This window comes from Pseudomonas sp. NPDC087612 (assembly GCF_044743505.1).
Classification (GTDB): domain Bacteria; phylum Pseudomonadota; class Gammaproteobacteria; order Pseudomonadales; family Pseudomonadaceae; genus Aquipseudomonas.
On record NZ_JBIUWO010000005.1, the window covers coordinates 440360 to 457770 of the forward strand.

Here is a 17411-nt window from a genome sequence, read left to right on the forward strand (position 1 = left end):
GGTTCAGAGTTGACGGAGCAACTGACAGGTCTTGTCCAGGGCCATCTGTGCCCGTTGCAAGGCGCTCAGGCCCTGGTCGCGAACGGGAATTTCCAGGCTCAGCGCAATGTTCTGCGGCAGGCTACGCAACAAGCCGGGCAAATCGCAATTGCCATCGCCGGGAAACCGCCGCTCGTTGCGCGCCTGACGCAAGATCTCGGCCATATCGTGCGGACTCGGCCCGGCCACGTCGCACAACTGTGCATAGCGTAGCCGCGAGGCCGGCACCTGGCGCAACTCATCCAGCGACGAGCCGGAGCGGTCAAAGTGAAAGGCATCGACCAGCACCCCGCCATTGTCGCGCCCGGCCTGCTCGACGATGCGCCAGGCCTGGGTGAGGTTCTTGGCGTCGGTCCAGGGCATGAACTCCAGGTGCGGATGCAGGCCGTAATCTGCGGCCAGGTCGCAGAGGGCCGCAAAATTGTCGCGCTGGCGTTGCTCGTCAGGATCGTTGCCGGCCACCAGCAGCTCGCTGGCGCCGAACTCGGCGCCGACCGCCAGCAGGGCTTCGAAGTCGGCCACGCAGGTCTCGGGCTTGAGCCGCAAAATCTCCACATCCAGCACCTGGATGCCGGTATCGCGCAGGCGCGCGGCGGTCTGCCGGCGCAGGCCGGCGTCGGCCACCAGCGGGAAGTGATGCTCCTCGGCCGTGGCCGGTTCCAGGCGCAGGCCGACATGGCTGTAGCCTGCGCGGGCAGCAACCTCGACCATGTCGACAGGCGACAGCTCGAGTACCGTCAGGGCGGCAAGGGACATCACGCGTTGGCTCATTGTTGTTTTCTCGGCGGGTTGAACTTGGAAATATTTAGAACCCAGTTCCAATTTCAATGCAAGCAAAAAAACGACACCCATCGCTGGCAAGCCAGCTCCCACAGGTTCGGTGCATGCAGTACCTGTGGGAGCTGGCTTGCCAGCGATGCTTTTAAACGAACAACTCGGACGCAGGACTCGCCGCCGACAACTCCGCCACCGCCGCCAGCAACACCGGCGCCAGCTCGTGCATACGTGCCTCGCTCATCCGCGCACTGGGCCCGGCAACGCTGAGCACGCCAACCGCATGGCCATCCAGCGGGTGCCGCACCACCGCCGCCAGCGCCGACATCCCCACTGCCGAACTCTCCACCACCCAGGCATAGCCATGCTCGCGGGCAACACGCAGGCGTTCGAGCAGCTCGGCATTGGACTTCGGTGCGTTGGGGCCGAACTGCGTCGGGTCGGCGATGCCTTGGCGCTCCACCAGCAACAAGGCCTGGGCATCGCTCAGGCTCGACAGCCACGCATGCCCGGAGGCGGTGTAGAACAACGGCGCATCACGGCCCATGTCCGGGTCGTAGCGCAAGCCGGAGCGGGCGCCCTGGGCCTTGGCGATCCAGGTCTGGCGTTCGCCGTCGATCACCCCCAGGCGCACCAGCTCGCCGGTCTGCTGGGCCAGTTGATCAAGAATCGGCTGGACGATATCGGCGCCACTGCTGGCCAGATAGCGAAAACCCATGGCCACCAGGCGAGTGCTCAGGTGATAGCGGCTGCTCTCGGCGTTCTGGCGCACATAGCCCAGGCGCATCAGCTCGGCGAGCATGCGATGGGTGGCGCTCTTGGGGATGTCCAGCTCTTCGGCCAGGGTCTGCAGGGGCAGCCCGCGCGGGTCGCTGGTGAGGCGTTCGAGAAGGCTGAACGCGCGTTCGATCTGACTGCCGGCCATGGTCATGGTCCCTGAAATTTGTGCCGATTCTAAAGAGCCCCGGCGAAAGCGCAAATCACTGTCCGATCTTCGCCCACTTTGTCGTGGCACGCCTTGGCTGGGCGACAAATCAAACCATAGAATATGGAATACAGTTCCAAAATATAACAAAACTGCCTGGAGGATACTGCTCATGCCCGTCGATACCCCGCTGGTCGAATGCGATGTACTGGTGATCGGCTCCGGCGCCGCCGGGCTGGCCGCCGCCGTGACCGCCGCCTGGCATGGCCAGAAGGTCATCGTGGTTGAAAAGGACCCGGTGTTCGGCGGCGCCACGGCCTGGTCCGGTGGCTGGATGTGGGTACCGTGCAACCCGCTGGCGCAGCGCGCCGGGATCATCGAGCAGCGCTCGCAGCCGCGCACTTACCTGGAGCATGAACTGGGCGAACGTTTCGATGGGCCGATGATCGATGCGTTTCTCGACGCGGCGCCCAACATGGTGTCGTTCTTCGAGCGCCATACCGCCCTGCAATTTGCCGACGGCAATGGCATCGCCGACATTCACGGCAATACCCCTGGCGCCGGCACCGGCGGGCGTTCGGTAATTGCCGCCCCCTACGATGGCCGCAAGCTGGGCAAAAAGCTGCTCAAGCGCCTGCGCAAAACCATGCGCGAAACCTCGTTCATGGGCATGCCGATCATGGCCGGCAAGGACCTCGGCGCCTTCCTTAGCCTCACCCGTTCCTGGCGCTCGCTGCTGCATGTGAGCAAGCGTTTGAGCCGCCACCTGCTCGATCTGGCAACCCGCGGCCGGGCCCTGCAACTGGTCAACGGCGTAGCCCTGGTCGCTCGGCTGGCCAAGTCGGCTGAAGACCTTGGCGTGTTGCTCTGGGAATCGGCAGCGGCTCGGCAGTTGCTCCGCGAGCATGGCCGGGTCAGCGGTGCGCTGATTGAAACCGCGCGCGGGCCGATCCAAATAAATGCGCGCAAGGCCGTGGTGCTGGCCGCCGGCGGCTTTGCCAACGACATCGAACGGCGCAAGGCGCTGTTCCCGCGTACACCCACCGGCCACGAACACCTGGCGCTGCCGCCGCTGGGCGCCAATGGTGACGGCCTGCGCCTGGGCGAAAGCGTTGGCGGCCAGGTGGCTGACGACCTGCACAGCCCGGTGGCCTGGGCGCCGGTATCGCGGGTGCCTTACAAGGACGGCAGCAGCGGGCATTTCCCGCACATCATCGAACGGGCCAAGCCCGGCATCATCGGCGTGCTCGCCGACGGCAAGCGCTTCGTCAACGAGGCCGACGGCTACTACGACTATGTCAGCGCCATGGTCGCCAAGGCGCCGGGGGACAAGGTCGAATCGTGGCTGATCTGCAGCCATGCCTTCCAGCGCCGTTATGGCCTGGGCATTTCACGGCCGTTTCCGTTGCCGCTGCAGCCGTTGATCAAATCCGGCTACCTGAAGACCGGCGACAGTATCGAAGCCCTGGCGCGGGCCTGCGGCATTGACCCTCAAGGCCTGGTGGCAACGGTCGCCGAGTACAACCGGCATGCCCGCAACGGCGAAGACCCGCACTTCGGCCGCGGCTCCACCCCTTACAACCGCAAGCAGGGCGATGCCCTGCACGGACCAAATCCGTGCGTGGCGCCGATCGAGAACGGGCCGTTCTATGCGGTAAAGGTCGAACCGGGCTGTTTCGGCACCTTCGCCGGGCTCAGGACCAACACCCACGCGCAGGTGCTGGATGAAAAGCGTGAGGTGATTGCCGGGTTGTATGCGGTGGGCACCGACATGGCCAGCATCATGGGCGGGCACTATCCGGCGGGCGGGATCAACCTGGGGCCGGCGGCGACGTTCGGCTATATCGCCGGGCGGCATATTGCCGGGGTGACAGACTACGAGTAAGGCGTACCTTGCAGCATTGCATCACAGGGAAAGTAGACAGGCTGCTCACGATTATCCGCCACGCGAATACTTCACGGCTCCGGCGACCGTTCAAAAGGAATTGAACCGTGAACAACCTGACCCTGCCCGATGGCGACGCAAAGCCAATCGATCAACTGTTTTCCTGTACCACTGCCCGCGTTGACTTGTGGCGTGAACTCAACGCCCTGTGTCGCCGCTGGCGCAACTGCAAAGATCAGCCCGCTAGCGCGAAGGTCCAGCAGCAATGCCTTGCCCAACTCGAGCAGCTTGCGCAATTGGAGGCTTACCAGGCCTACCCGGGCCCTCGCCTGCTGGCCCTGCTGGTCGAACGCGTAGCAGCGGGCAATGGCATCGGAGCCCTGCATCTGGCTCAGCGCATCAGCAGTTCGCTGCTCGACCGCAGTTACAAGCAAGACGCAAACGACTGGGAGGCCAGCGAGGACCTGCCCGACGCACCCGCGCCCCGTAGTTTCGCCGCTGCGTCCGCACATCGTCCGTATTTCGAAACACTGATTGTCAGCCCCGCGCCAATCTCGACATGGCCGCAGCACCTTCAGGCCATTCGCCAGTTGCGCCGCCACCAGGACCCCTTCATCTACGAGCCCGTCATGACCGACTCCTTTGAGGATGCGTTGCTCGCGGTGATACTCAACGTCAACCTGCAAGCGGTGGTGATCTACGAAGGTTTCGCTTTTACATCGAGCTGTCGCGCCGCCTGGGTGCGGGAGCTGCTGGCGCCACACCTGGGCAACAGCCCGGACGGCGAAGACTCCACGAACCTGGCCTTGCCACTGGCCCGAGCGATCAAGTCCATCAGGCCAGAGCTCGATATCCTGCTGCTCAGCGATCGTCAGGTTGAGCGAATTGCCGGTGATGAAGACTACGCGTTCATCAGCCGGGTGTTCTACGAAGTCGAGGAGCCGCTGGAGATCCACCTGAGCCTGCTGCAAGGCGTTGCAAAGCGCTATGAAACGCCGTTTTTCAACAACCTGAAACACTATGCTCAACGTCCTATCGGCACCTTCCATGCGCTGCCCATTGCCCGCGGAAAATCGATATTCAAGTCGAACTGGATCCGCGACATGGGCGAATTCTATGGCATCAACCTGTTTCTGGCCGAAAGCTCCGCCACCACGGGCGGGCTCGACAGCCTGCTAGAGCCCACCGGCAACATCAAAAAGGCCCAGGACCGGGCAGCCCATGCGTTCGGCGCACAGCAGGCGTTTTTCGTCACCAATGGCACCTCGACCTCGAACAAGATCGTTGAACAAGCCCTGCTTGCGCCCGGTGACATTGTCATTGTCGATCGTAACTGCCACAAGTCACACCACTACGCCATGGTGCTGACCGGCGCCTATCCGCTGTATGTCGAAGCCTACCCGCTGCCCCGATACTCGATGTACGGCGCAGTGCCACTGAGCGCTATCAAGCAAGCGCTACTCGACCTGAAAAAAGAAGGAAAACTGCATCGGGTCAAACTGCTGGTGTTGACCAACTGCACCTTCGATGGGCACGTCTACAACACCTTCCGGGTCATGGAAGAATGCCTGGCAATCAAACCGGACCTGGCCTTTCTCTGGGATGAAGCCTGGTTCGGTTTTGCACGCTTTTCACCCCTGCTGCGTCGTCGAACCGGCATGGGCGCCGCCACACAACTCAAGCAGGCGCTCAGTTGCCCGCAGTACCGACACGCCTTCGAATGCCAGCGCGAACGGCTGCAAGCGCTTGCTGGCGATGACCCTGCGCTGCTGCAGGAACACCTGCTGATGGACCCGGACACCACCCGCGTGCGCGTCTACCAGACCAACTCCACCCATAAGTCTATGTCGGCGCTGCGCCAGGGCTCGATGATCCTGGTCGACGATCAGGACTTCCATCACGTCGAAGCATCGTTCCGCGAGGCGGTATTTACCCACACGTCCACCTCCCCCAATCAGCAAATCATTGCGTCCCTGGATGTTGCCCGCCGGCAAATGGAGCTGGAAGGCTATGAACTGGTGATGTCGGCAACCCAGTTGGCCTTCGACATCCGTCGGGAGGTCGGCCGCCACCCGCTGATATCCAAGTATTTCAAGATACTCACGATCGAGGACCTGGTGCCAACGGTCTATCGGGCTTCAGGGCTGCAGGATTACCTGGCCAAGGGCACTGCGTGGTCCACCGTCGTCGATGCCCTGAACACCGATGAAGTCGCCCTGGACCCTACCCGCCTGACGCTGGTCTGTGGCCATGCAGGCTTTGACGGCACCACGTTCAAGAATTTGCTGACCAACCGCTACGATGTTCAGTTGAACAAAACCTCTCGCAACAGCGTGCTGCTGCAAACCAACATCAACAACACTCGCAGTGACGTGGCACACCTGATCCGGGTGCTGGTACGTATCAGCCGCGAACTGGAGGACCGCCTGGGCACCAGTGACGACAACCTGCGTGAAGCCTTTAATGCACGCGTCACGTCACTTATGGAAGATGTGCCGGACCTGCCCGACTTCAGCCATTTCTACCCCGCTTTTCGTGAGTCGGCGAACAGCCGTACGGCAGAAGGAGACATTCGCAGTGCTTACTACAAAGCCTATGACAGTGCAGCGTGCGAGCATCTTCGTCTGTTCGACAAAACCATCGACGAACGCCTGGAAAACGGCCCGCCGTTGATTTCAGCAAACTTCGTGATCCCTTATCCGCCGGGGTTTCCGATCCTGGTACCGGGCCAGGTAATCACTGCTGAAACACTCTCGTTCATGCGCAAGCTCGACGTGAAAGAGATTCATGGCTACAACGCCGATGAAGGCTTGAAACTGCTGAAGTCCGAATCCATTGGCGTTACGACACCACGCTGATCCGAACAAAAAGCCCGCCAATGGCGGGCTTTGCTCATGCCACTCGCTTCGACATTCAAAAATCGAAGAACACCGTCTCGCCTTCACCCTGAATGCGGATATCAAAGCGATACGCCAGCTTGCCGTCCACTTCACAGCGGGTCGCCACCAGGGTCTCGCGCCGCTGCGGCTGCTCGATCAGGTTGAGCACCGGGCACTGGGCATTGGCCTGGGCTTCGTCATCGAAGTACAGGCGCGTCTGCAGGTGGATATTGATACCCCGGGCAAACAGGCTGACGTTGATGTGCGGCGCCATCGGCACGCCGGCGGCGTTCTTGGCCACGCCCGGCTTGATGGTGTGCAGGGTCCACTCACCGGCATCGAAGGTGGTGGCGGTACGGCCAAAGCTGTTGAAGGGTTTTTCCAGGTTGAAATCGCCCTGGTAATTGCCGTTGTGGTCGGCCTGCCAGAACTCCAGGAACGAGTCGCGCACCAGATGGCCGTTGCCGTCATAGACGTTGCCGAACACCAGGATGTGTTCGCCCGGCGCGTCGGCTTGCGCCATGCAGTTCCAGATTTCCTGGTCGCGGGTCGGGTTGCCGGCGGCCTCCAGGGCCAGGCCGATATGCACGTAGGGGCCGGCGGTCTGCGAAGGGGTTTCCGGCAGCAGTTCGATAGGCATGGGGCGCCTCCTCAGCAGTTTTCGAAGTGGGTCTTGCGCTGTCCGCGCAACACGATGTCAAAGCGATAGGCCAGGCAATCCATGGGGTTGGCATTGCTCATGTCCAGCCGGGCGATCAGGCTCTGCACCGCGTCAGGGTTGGCAATCGACTTGACGATCGGGCACATCGGGATCAACGGATCGCCTTCGAAATACAGCTGGGTGATCAGCCGCGTGGCAATCGACGGACCGCTGATCGACACATGGATATGCGCCGGGCGCCAGTCGTTGGGGCCATTGCGCCATGGGTACGGGCCCGGCTTGATGGTGCGGAAGCTGTAATAACCTTCACTGTCGGTCAGCGCACGGCCGACACCGCCGAAGTTGGGGTCCAGCGGCGCCAGGTAGCGGTCGTTCTTGTGCCGGTAGCGGCCACCGGCGTTGGCCTGCCAGATCTCTACCAGGGTGTGCGGGATTGGTTTGCCGTGCTGGTCGCAGACGCGCCCGGCAAGGACGATGCGCTCACCGATCGGCAGGCCGCCGTTATTGAAGTTGAGCAGCAGGTCATGATCGTTAGGGCCGAATTTCAGGTGGGAGAAATCCGGACCGGTGCTTTCGCTGATCGACTGCGGGATGCTCACCAGGGCCTGGCGCGGCGAGCGCGCGACGGAGGTCTTGTAATCTGGGGTCAAGGCTTTCGGGTGCCAGTTGCGATCACGGATAGCGAAGCGACTGTTGTCTTGTGCAGACATGCCGTTCTCCTGTCTTGGAATTATTGGAGGGCCTGGGCGTGGCAGGCGAGCTTGCAGTTTCCGGTATGCAGGGTCCGGCGAATACTGAAAAGAACAGCACTATTCATAACCAAATGGTTATGTATAAATCAGGAATCTGACAGAGCCCCGCGCCGTGAACTAATCTTTGTCCTCATGTTTCCAAGCTCCGGAGAGCACTCATGCAATGGCGAAAAGGCAGGCGTAGCGACAATGTGGTCGATGCCCGTGGCGAGGGCGGTGGCGGCATGCGCTTCGGCGGTGGCAAGGGCCTGAGCATCGGCGCGATCCTGTTGATTGTCGGGATTGGCTGGATCACCGGCCAGGACCCGCTGCAGATCCTCGGCCAGCTGGCCGGGCAGATGGGCCAGCAACAGACCGCGCCAGTGACCACCGGCACCGGCAAGGCACCACCGGCCAATGACGAGCAGGCGGAGTTCGTAAGGTCGGTGCTGGGCGACACCGAAGACACCTGGAAGGCCATCTTTGCCCAGGCCGGCCGCCAGTATAAAGACCCCAACCTGATCCTCTTCAGCGGCCAGATCAACTCAGCCTGCGGCTTTGCCTCTTCGGCAGTCGGGCCGTTCTATTGTCCGGCCGACCAGAAGGTCTACCTGGACATGAGCTTTTTCCGTGAAATGGAACAGCGCTTCTCGGCCGCCGGCGATTTTGCCCAGGCTTACGTGATCGCCCACGAAGTCGGCCACCATGTGCAAACCCTGCTGGGCGTTTCGGCCAAGATCCAGGCCGCACGCCAGCGCGGTGAGCGCATGGAAGGCGACAACGGTTTGCTGGTACGCCAGGAACTGCAGGCCGACTGCCTGGCCGGGGTCTGGGCCTACCAGGCGCAAAAACGCCTGAACTGGCTGGAACCGGGCGATATCGAAGAAGCCCTGAACGCCGCCAACGCCATCGGTGACGACCGCCTGCAGCAGCAGGGCCAGGGCCGCGTAGTACCGGACTCGTTCACCCACGGCACCTCGCAACAGCGCCAGCGCTGGTTCAAGACCGGCTTCGCCAAGGGCGATATCAACCAGTGCGACACCTTCGGCGCACGCTCGCTCTGAGCCATTTTGCGGCCGCCTGAAGCCTCGGGCTGGCCGCAGAAATCCCCTGTTACCTACCGCTGATCATTTTTGCTGAAAAAGCGTTTCAGCTCCGGCGCAAGCCGCCGATAAACCCTGCTCAGAACATCGGCTGGCCATCAATAACAACAACCTTCCACCGATTCGGATCAAGAAGCACAACGTTCCTGGAGGGATTGCATGAATAGCTGGTTTGCCAACATCAGCGTCAACCTGAAACTCGGCCTGGGCTTTGGCCTGGTGCTGTTGCTGACCGGCCTGCTGGCCCTGACCGGCTGGAATAGCCTGGGCAGCCTGATCGATCGCAGCAACTGGATGAGCGACATTACCCAGCTCAACAGTGACCTGACCAACCTGCGCATCACCCGCCTGCAGTACATGCTGACCAATGGCGACGACGCCGCGGCCGGCAACGTCCAGGTCAAGCTCAATGCCTTCAGCGAGCAGCAGCAAAAACTGCTCAAGAGCTTCAAGAGCCCGGAGAACATCAAGCTGCTCCAGGAGCTGGGCCAGACCATCAGCGAATACCAGGTGTCGATCAACAAGATGCGCGCCGGTTACAAGACCAGCCTGGCCGCACGCGACTCGATGAACCAGGCCGCAGCCCGCGCTATCGAACTGATCGAAGCGATCAACCGCGACGTGCTGGCCCTGCCCGAGGGTGACGCCAGCCGCCTGGAGCAGTTCCGCACCATCACCCAGGCCAAGGAGCAACTGCTGCTGGTTCGCCTGGCCGTGCGCAGCTACATCGCCGACATCAGTAGCGAGACCGAGCAACTGGCCCTGCGTCAGCTCGATACCGCCCTGGCCGAAATCGCCGGCCTGAACCGCCAGATGCCAGGCGAAGCGACGCGCATCAAGCAGTTTGAATCCGCAGTGATGGCCTACCGTGACGCTGTACGCCAGTTCCGCGACGCCACTGCCGATATCGCCGTAGCGCGTCAGGAAATGACCGTTCAAGGCGCCGATATCGTCAAGACCAGCGACGCCCTGTACCAGATCCAGCTGGACCGCCGCGACAGTGAGAGCACCCAGGCCCGCTCCCTGCAGCTGACGGCCACCTTGCTGGCACTGCTGGTCGGCATCCTGGCTGCGGTAATCATCACCCGTCAGATCACTCGCCCGTTGCGTGAAACCCTGGCCGTGGTCGAGAAGATCGCCGCCGGCGACCTGACCCACAACATGCGCGTCACCCGCCGTGACGAACTGGGCGTGTTGCAGCAAGGCATCCAGCGCATGGGCTCGACCCTGCGTGACCTGATCACCGGCATCCGCGACGGCGTCACGCAGATCGCCAGCGCTGCCGAAGAACTCTCGGCTGTTACCGAAGAGACCAGCGCCGGGGTCAACAGCCAGAAAGTTGAAACCGACCAGGTCGCCACCGCCATGCACGAAATGGCCGCCACCGTGCAGGAAGTTGCGCGCAATGCCGAGCATGCTTCCGAGGCTGCCACCGAAGCCGATGGTCAGGCCCGTGCCGGTGACCAGGTTGTCGCCGAAGCGATCAGCCAGATCGAACGCCTGGCCGAAGAGGTGCACCGCTCCACCGAGGCCATGGGCCTGCTGCAACAGGAAAGCCAGAAGATCGGCAGCGTCATGGACGTGATCAAGTCGGTGGCCGAGCAAACCAACCTGCTGGCCCTCAACGCGGCCATCGAAGCGGCCCGCGCCGGTGAAGCAGGGCGTGGTTTTGCCGTGGTCGCCGACGAAGTTCGCGGCCTGGCCCAGCGTACGCAGAAGTCCACCGAAGAGATCGAAGAGCTGGTCGCCGGCCTGCAGAGCGGTACCCAGCAGGTGGCCAATGTCATGCTTGGCAGCCGCAACCTGACCGACAGCAGCGTCGAGCTGACCCGCAAGGCCGGTGCTTCGCTGGAAAGCATCACGCGTACGGTGTCGAACATTCAGTCGATGAACCAGCAGATTGCGGCGGCGGCGGAGCAACAGAGCGCAGTGGCCGAACAGATCAGCCGCAGCATTCTCAATGTTCGCGATGTGTCCGAGCAGACCGCCGCGGCCAGTGACGAGACCGCGGCGTCGAGTGTTGAACTGGCGCGGCTGGGCAACCAGTTGCAGACCATGGTCAGCCACTTCCGCGTTTAAAAGCATCGCGGGTCAAGCCCGCTCCTACAGGTTTGTAGGAGCGGGCTTGACCCGCGATCAACTCAACACCTATTTAACGATCTGCCCCACACCCCGCCCACGCGGATCGGAAGCGGTTTCCAGCGCCGTGCCGTTAACCCGGATAGCCTGGATGTCGCCCATCTCCCAACCCTGATCTTCCAGGGTGTAGCCCATCTTCTTCAGCTCCTCAGCAACCTTGCCGTTAAGCGGTGCAAAAGCATCGAAATAAATCGTGTCCTTGGGCAGCAACTGGTGATGCACGCGCTGCGCAGCCACGGCTTTTTCCAGCGGCAGGTTGTAGTCATAGAGGTTGTTCAACACCTGGAAGATCGAGGTAAAAATCCGCGAACCACCGGGGGTACCCAGTACCAGGGTGACATTGCCATCGCGGGTCACCAGGCTCGGGCTCATCGACGACAGCATGCGCTTGCCCGGCTCGATCGCGTTGGCGTCGCCACCGACCACCCCAAAGGCGTTGGCCACGCCCGGCTTGGAGCTGAAGTCGTCCATTTCGTCGTTGAGCAAAAAGCCTGCGCCCTTGACCACCACACCGCTGCCGTAGTCCCAGTTCAGGGTGTAGGTGTTGCTGACCGCATTACCGTCCTTGTCGACGATGGAGAAGTGCGTGGTCTGGTGTGGTTCAAGGCCAGGGCGGACTTTCTCGGTGTCCGAGATGGCCGTCGGGTTGACCTCCTGGGCGCGCTTGGCGATGTAGTCCTTGGCGATCAGTTGCTCGACCGGCACCTTGGAGAACGCCGGGTCGCCAAGGTAGTCGGCGCGGTCGGCGAACACGCGTTTTTCGATCTCGGCCAGCAGGTGGATATAGCGCGCCGAGTTCAGCTCGACGCCCTTGAAGTCGGCGGCGCGCGCTTCCTTGATGCCCAGCAGCTGGGCCAGGGCGATGCCGCCCGAACTTGGCAGCGGCGCGGTATAGACCGTGTTGCCGCGCCAGTCGATCTTCATCGGCTCGCGCCAGACGGCTTTGTAGTCCTTGAGGTCGTCCTTGCTGATCAGGCCCTTGTCGGCCTGCATCTGCGCCACCAGCAGGTCGGCGGTCTTGCCCTGGTAGAACTCGCTGACACCCTTGTCGGCAATGCGCTCCAGGGTTTGCGCCAGCTCCGGCTGCTTGAAAGTCTCGCCGACTTTCATGCTGCCGAAATAGTCGTTGAAGTTGGTGCTGTCCTTGAACAGGCCCAGGGCGTCTTCGCGGTACTGGTACTGTTTGGAGGCGACCTTGAAGCCGTTCTTGGCATAACCGACCGCCGGGGTCAGCAGTTCGGCCCACGGCAGCTTGCCGAATTTCTGATGCGCCTCCCACAGCCCCATCACCGTACCGGGCACGCCGGCAGCGCGGGAACCGACCAGGCTGAGGTTCTCGATGATCTCGCCCTTGTCGTCCAGGTACATGTTGCGGCTGGCGGCCTTCGGCGCGGTTTCGCGGTAGTCGAGGAAGTAGGCCTTGCCGTCGACATACAGGGTCATGAAACCACCACCACCGATGTTGCCCGCCTCGGGGTAGGTGACCGCCAGGGTGAAGGCGGTGGCCACGGCCGCATCCACCGCGTTGCCGCCTTTTTTCAGGATATCGGCGGCGACCTGTGCACCATATTGATCGGGTGCCGCAACTGCACCGCCCTCCAGGGTAACCGCGTAAGCCGCATTACTGGCGAGGATCGCGGCGCCGAGGGCCAGGGATCGGAACATCACAACGCGCATGAGAGCTTCCTTAGTGTTGTTTTCGTTGAACAGCCATTAAGGCTGATGTCAGACGAGTTATCAAACACCGTAGGAGTTTTCGCCGCGCATAGGCAGAAGCTGTCGCAGATGGACGCTTCAGCAGGCGTAGATCGCCAGCTTGTTCTGAATGAAATCGAGAAAGCACTGGATGCGTAGCGCCAGTTGGGTGTTGCGGTAGTACACCGCATTGATCGGCTGGCGATAGCCGCTGTTGTGCTCGGCCAGGAGCACCTGCAGGCGCCCGCTGCGGATGTCTTCATGGGTCATGAAGTGCGACAGGCAGACGATGCCCTCACCGGCCAAGGCCAGTTCGCGCAGGGTTTCACCGCTGGAGGCCGACAGCGCCGGGCGGATCAGCAGGCGGTCGCCTTCGGCATGGCGCAGCGGCCAGTGGTTGAGGGTTTCGGTCTGGGTAAAGCCAAGCAGCGCGTGGCCTTGCAGGTCTTCAACCCGCTCGGGCGTGCCATGCCGGGCCAGGTACTCGGGGCTGGCCAGCAGGTTCAACGGGCTGCAACCGAGGGCGCGGGCATGCAGGCTGGAGTCGGCCAGCTCGCCGATGCGAATGGCGACGTCGGTGCTCTGCTCGATCAGGTCGATGATCAGGTCGCTGGTGTTGAGCTCCAGTTGGATCTGCGGGTACAGCGCGCGAAACTCACCAACCCAGGGCACGATGGCGTGGAGCATGAACGGCAGCGCGGCGTTGATGCGCAAGCGCCCGGACGGCGTCTGGTGGTGCACCGACAGGTGCTCTTCGAGCTCGTCCATCTGCTGCAGGATCGACTTGGCCCGCTCGAAGAAAAACCGCCCTTCTTCGGTCAGGTCCATGCGCCGGGTGGTGCGGTTGATCAGGGTGGTGCCGAGTTTGGTTTCCAGGCGCGACAGGGTGCGGCTGATCGCCGACGGCGTCTGCCCGCCCTGCTCGGCGGCCGCGGAAATCGAGCCGCACTCGATCACCGAGACGAACACCTGCAATTCATCGGACCTGGCTTTCACGGCTGTACCCCGGGGTTGGCAACAGCCGTGATAGATAGCCGCTTGGCGCGGCTTGCGCAAGGCTTCATCAGGCCTGGGTCTGGAAAACCTCGGCCAGGTGCTGCTCGTAGGCGGCCACAGCGGCCTCGACGTTGGGGCGCTTCATCACATCCACCGCAAGGTAAGTCGGCAGGCCGCTCATGCCGAGGAACTGGTTGGCCTTGTGGAACGGGAAGTACACCGCGTCCACGCCCTTGCCTTCGAAGAAGTCGGCCGGGTCGTCAAACGCCTGCTGCGGTGCGTTCCAGGTCAGCGACAGCATGTACTGTTTGCCCTGGATCAGGCCACCGCTGCCGTACTTTTGCGACGCATCGGAACGGGTGCGGCCGTCGTTGGCGTAGAGACTGCCATGGCCAGCAGTGAAGACTTCGTCCAGGTACTGCTTGACGGTCCAGGGGGCGCCCATCCACCAGCCGGGCATCTGATAGATGATGACGTCGGCCCAGAGAAATTTCTGCACTTCTTCGGCGTTGTCGTAGCCGCCATCGATGTAGGTGGTTTTCACATCGAACCCTGCGCGGTCCAGGAAGGCCAGCGCGGCTTCGTGCAGGGTTTCGTTCAGGCGGCCATCGGAGTGGGCGAACTTCTTGCCACCGTTGAGCAACAGGACTTTTTTCATGGGGTGCCTCATCTATGTTCGATCAGGGGCAAAGAAGCCTGTGACCGAGTGAATTTGATGGCGGCAGATTAGAGGCAGGCCTCGCGGGGAAACAGCCGTGCCGGGGCAAAATACATTTGCCTAAAAAGCACGAATCAAACGCTTATTGTTGCCATAGAATCGTTTCACTTCTTCCATTCAGAGGCATCTCCATGAGCGAGCAGTACGGTTTCATCCTCAAAGCCAAGACCCGACCGCAAATGTCCGAAGCCTTCGAAACGCTGTTTCGCGCCTACGTCGAGCCCAGCCGCCAGGAACCGGGCTGCATCGAATACCACATGCTGCGCGACCAGCAGGACCCAAGCCTGTTTGTGTTCTACGAGATCTGGGCCAGCAAGGCCGCACTGGATGTGCACTCGGCCCTGCCGCACATGGCGGCGTTCTTCGAAAAACGCATGGACTACCTGGAGCGCGACTTCGATATCCAGCTGATCGAAATGCTCAGCCCCTCCTCGGCTAGCCGTTGAGCAACAGGTGGGTGCCGAGCAGCGCCAGGCCGATAAAGAAGCAGCGCTTGAACAGCACCGCACTAATGCGCTGACGCAGCCACTGGCCGCCAAGCATGCCCAGCAGCGCCGGCGCCAGCACCAGCATTGACGCGCCCAGGGCCTGGGCGCCGAGCGCATCCTGGCCGGCCAGGCCGATTGCCAGGGCCAGGGTCGAGACGCTGAATGACAGGCCCAGGGCCTGGACCATTTCCTCGCGACTCAGGCCCAGGCTTTGCAGATAAGGCACTGCGGGAATCACAAAGACTCCGGTGGCCGCCGTGATCACCCCGGTGATCAGCCCGCAAAACGGTCCGATCCAGGACTCATGCGCAGGCGCAAGCCTCATCCCGCGGCCGCACAGGCCGTACAACGCATACACCAGCAACGCCCCTCCCAAGGCATGTGCCGCCCAGGCGCCACTGTTGATGCCCAGCCAGGCGCTACCGAGCAAGGTGCCGATAAAGATCAGCGCCAGCATCGGCCACAGCCGTTTCAGCAAGGCGCGCAGGTGCCCGCCAAAGGCCAGTTGCCAGAGGTTGGTCAGGGTCGAAGGCACAATCAGCAAGGCCGCTGCCTGCGCCGGAGACATAGCCATGCCGAGCAGGCCCATGGCGATGGTCGGCAGGCCAAGGCCGATCACACCCTTGACCGCACCGGCCAGCACGAAGGTGACAATGACCAGCAGCGACAGCGCTGGACCGATATCCTGATAGAAGCCAAAGAAGGTAGTCATGGCACTATCCTGCACCCTGCCACCCAGGCTGAAAATCTGCCATATACTCAGCCAGACTATTGCCCAGGAAGAGGCTGATGCATTTCGACCTGATTGACCTGCGCCTGTTCCAGCACACCCTGGAGTGCGGCAACATCACCGCCGGCGCCCAGCGCAGCCACCTGTCGCTGCCCGCCGCCAGCGCGCGCATCCGCGCCATGGAAAGTTCGCTGGGTACGCCGCTGCTTGAACGCAACCGTCGCGGGGTGCAGGCCACGCCTGCCGGGCAGGCGCTGCTGCAGCATGCGCGGCTGATCGCCCAGCAGGTCGAGCGCCTGCAGTTCGACCTCGGGCAATACGCCCAGGGCCTGCAGGGCCAGGTGCGGCTGTTGTGCAATACCGCAGCGCTGACCGAATACCTGCCGGAATTGCTCGCCGGGTTTCTCCGGCAATACCCGGCCATCGATATCGACATCCACGAACTGCCGAGCCTGCGCATCGTCCAGGCCATCACCCAGGGCGTGGCCGATATCGGCATCATCTCCAGCGCGGTGGCCAGCGAACACCTGCAAACCCTGGCGTTTCGCGACGACCCGCTGATGTTGATCATGCCGCCCGCCCATCCGCTGGCCGCCAACCCCAACCTACGCTTTGCCGACACCCTCGGCCACGGCTACGTTGGCCTGCAGGCCGACAGCGCCCTGACCCTGCACCTTGAAGAACAAGCCCTGCATCTGGGCCGGCGCCTGCAGGTGCGGGTGCGCGCCGAAGGGTTTGACGGGGTGATCCGCATGGTCGCCCACGGCGCTGGCCTGGGCATCGTGCCGATGGCCGCGGTGCAGCGCTGGCAGGGGCTATTGCCGTTGCACAGCCTGGCGCTGAACGAGCCCTGGGCAAAACGCCAGCTGCGCCTGTGCAGCCGGGATTTTGCCAGCCTGCCCGGGCATGCCCAGGCCTTGATCGACTGCCTGAGTGCCAGCGCTATTGCTCCGGCAGGGGCAATCCACCGACAATCGCCCCCGCGGACCTAGCTGTTGCTGCACTGATCGCCAACCGAGTCGTAAAAGGGAGTTTCACCGTGCCGTCGATCTACCAGCTCAAACCCCGCTTCCAGGCGCTGTTGCGCCCGACGGTCGAGCGCCTGTACCAACGCGGCGTCACTGCCAACCAGGTAACCCTGAGCGCCGCCGTGGTTTCCGTTCTGCTCGGCCTGTTGCTGGCCTGGCTGCCACACCTCACCTGGCTGTTCGCCCTGGTGCCGGTATGGATGCTGCTGCGCATGGCCCTCAATGCCATCGACGGCATGCTCGCCCGCGAATTCGGCCAGCAATCGAAGCTCGGCGCCTACTACAACGAACTCTGCGACCTGGTCGCCGACAGCGCCCTGTACCTGCCCTTCGCGCTGCTGCCGGGGGTGTCGTCGGCGCTGGTGGTGATCGTCGTGCTGGCGGCGCTGATCAGCGAATACGCCGGGGTCATGGGCCCGTTGGTCGGCGCTGAACGCCGCTACGACGGCCCGATGGGCAAAAGCGACCGGGCCTTTGCCTTCGGCGTGCTCGGCGCCGGCGTTGCCAGCGGCCTGTTGCCGGCCAGCTGGCTCAACGGCGTGCTGCTGGTGATCTTGCTGCTCTCGCTCTATACCCTCTACAACCGGGTCAGCCGCGGTCTGGCGCAAACCCGCTGAAGC

The 17411-nt window shown here is 62.6% G+C and carries 15 protein-coding genes and 1 pseudogene; 8 read left to right on the top strand and 8 right to left on the bottom strand.

Going from position 1 to position 17411, the window contains the following annotated elements; genetic code table 11:
• Nucleotides 1-3: 3 nt before the first annotated feature.
• Nucleotides 4-810 carry a sugar phosphate isomerase/epimerase family protein gene (locus ACIOVF_RS13330; protein WP_401289914.1) on the bottom strand — a complete coding sequence of 269 codons (807 nt, stop codon included), beginning with the start codon at nt 808-810 and terminating at the stop codon, nt 4-6.
• Nucleotides 811-961: 151 nt separating this feature from the next.
• Nucleotides 962-1738, bottom strand: coding sequence for an IclR family transcriptional regulator (locus ACIOVF_RS13335; protein WP_401289917.1), 777 nt, complete (start codon nt 1736-1738; stop codon nt 962-964).
• Nucleotides 1739-1910: 172 nt separating this feature from the next.
• On the opposite strand from ACIOVF_RS13335, the gene ACIOVF_RS13340 reads away from it, so the two are divergent.
• Nucleotides 1911-3623, top strand: coding sequence for an FAD-dependent oxidoreductase (locus tag ACIOVF_RS13340; RefSeq protein WP_401289920.1), 1713 nt, complete (start codon nt 1911-1913; stop codon nt 3621-3623).
• A gap of 107 nt (nt 3624-3730) precedes the next feature.
• The gene (locus tag ACIOVF_RS13345; protein WP_401289923.1) at nt 3731-6481 is read left to right on the top strand and encodes a hypothetical protein; all 2751 of its coding nucleotides are present in this window, start codon (nt 3731-3733) and stop codon (nt 6479-6481) included.
• 55 nt (nt 6482-6536) lie between these two features.
• Here the strand turns inward: ACIOVF_RS13345 and pcaG are convergent, their stop codons facing one another.
• Both pcaG and pcaH read right to left on the bottom strand, forming a co-directional pair.
• On the bottom strand, nt 6537-7142 hold the full coding sequence (gene pcaG, locus ACIOVF_RS13350) for a protocatechuate 3,4-dioxygenase subunit alpha (RefSeq protein ID WP_045195858.1): 606 nt from the start codon (nt 7140-7142) through the stop codon (nt 6537-6539).
• A gap of 11 nt (nt 7143-7153) precedes the next feature.
• Nucleotides 7154-7873 (bottom strand): protocatechuate 3,4-dioxygenase subunit beta, encoded by a 720-nt coding sequence (pcaH, locus tag ACIOVF_RS13355; protein ID WP_045195856.1) that lies wholly within the window; start codon nt 7871-7873, stop codon nt 7154-7156.
• A 200-nt stretch (nt 7874-8073) separates the two neighbouring features.
• On the opposite strand from pcaH, the gene ACIOVF_RS13360 reads away from it, so the two are divergent.
• From ACIOVF_RS13360 to ACIOVF_RS13370, 3 genes and pseudogenes are all read left to right on the top strand, one after another.
• Nucleotides 8074-8958, top strand: a complete 885-nt coding sequence (locus ACIOVF_RS13360) for a neutral zinc metallopeptidase (RefSeq protein ID WP_045195853.1) — start codon at nt 8074-8076, stop codon at nt 8956-8958.
• A gap of 333 nt (nt 8959-9291) precedes the next feature.
• Nucleotides 9292-10221, top strand: a pseudogene (locus ACIOVF_RS13365) (methyl-accepting chemotaxis protein); the annotation flags it as partial.
• Nucleotides 10222-10362: 141 nt separating this feature from the next.
• Nucleotides 10363-11076, top strand: a complete 714-nt coding sequence (locus ACIOVF_RS13370) for a methyl-accepting chemotaxis protein (protein ID WP_401289990.1) — start codon at nt 10363-10365, stop codon at nt 11074-11076.
• A 69-nt stretch (nt 11077-11145) separates the two neighbouring features.
• Here the strand turns inward: ACIOVF_RS13370 and ggt are convergent, their stop codons facing one another.
• The 3 genes from ggt to ACIOVF_RS13385 form a co-directional block, all read right to left on the bottom strand.
• Nucleotides 11146-12813 carry a gamma-glutamyltransferase gene (gene ggt, locus ACIOVF_RS13375; RefSeq protein ID WP_093387817.1) on the bottom strand — a complete coding sequence of 556 codons (1668 nt, stop codon included), beginning with the start codon at nt 12811-12813 and terminating at the stop codon, nt 11146-11148.
• A 117-nt stretch (nt 12814-12930) separates the two neighbouring features.
• Nucleotides 12931-13827 carry a LysR family transcriptional regulator gene (locus ACIOVF_RS13380; RefSeq protein WP_045195847.1) on the bottom strand — a complete coding sequence of 299 codons (897 nt, stop codon included), beginning with the start codon at nt 13825-13827 and terminating at the stop codon, nt 12931-12933.
• Between the two features lie 67 nt (nt 13828-13894).
• Nucleotides 13895-14485, bottom strand: a complete 591-nt coding sequence (locus tag ACIOVF_RS13385) for an NAD(P)H-dependent oxidoreductase (protein WP_045195845.1) — start codon at nt 14483-14485, stop codon at nt 13895-13897.
• 191 nt (nt 14486-14676) lie between these two features.
• Between ACIOVF_RS13385 and ACIOVF_RS13390 the strand changes: the two genes are divergently transcribed.
• On the top strand, nt 14677-14991 hold the full coding sequence (locus ACIOVF_RS13390) for a putative quinol monooxygenase (protein WP_093387814.1): 315 nt from the start codon (nt 14677-14679) through the stop codon (nt 14989-14991).
• On the opposite strand, the gene ACIOVF_RS13395 is transcribed toward ACIOVF_RS13390, so the two are convergent.
• On the bottom strand, nt 14981-15745 hold the full coding sequence (locus ACIOVF_RS13395; RefSeq protein WP_195885632.1) for a sulfite exporter TauE/SafE family protein: 765 nt from the start codon (nt 15743-15745) through the stop codon (nt 14981-14983). The genes ACIOVF_RS13390 and ACIOVF_RS13395 overlap by 11 nt on opposite strands.
• Nucleotides 15746-15822: 77 nt before the next feature.
• On the opposite strand from ACIOVF_RS13395, the gene ACIOVF_RS13400 reads away from it, so the two are divergent.
• Both ACIOVF_RS13400 and ACIOVF_RS13405 read left to right on the top strand, forming a co-directional pair.
• Nucleotides 15823-16755, top strand: a complete 933-nt coding sequence (locus ACIOVF_RS13400) for a LysR family transcriptional regulator (RefSeq protein ID WP_401289929.1) — start codon at nt 15823-15825, stop codon at nt 16753-16755.
• A 47-nt stretch (nt 16756-16802) separates the two neighbouring features.
• Nucleotides 16803-17408, top strand: a complete 606-nt coding sequence (locus ACIOVF_RS13405) for a CDP-alcohol phosphatidyltransferase family protein (protein WP_045195837.1) — start codon at nt 16803-16805, stop codon at nt 17406-17408.
• Nucleotides 17409-17411: the final 3 nt, after the last annotated feature.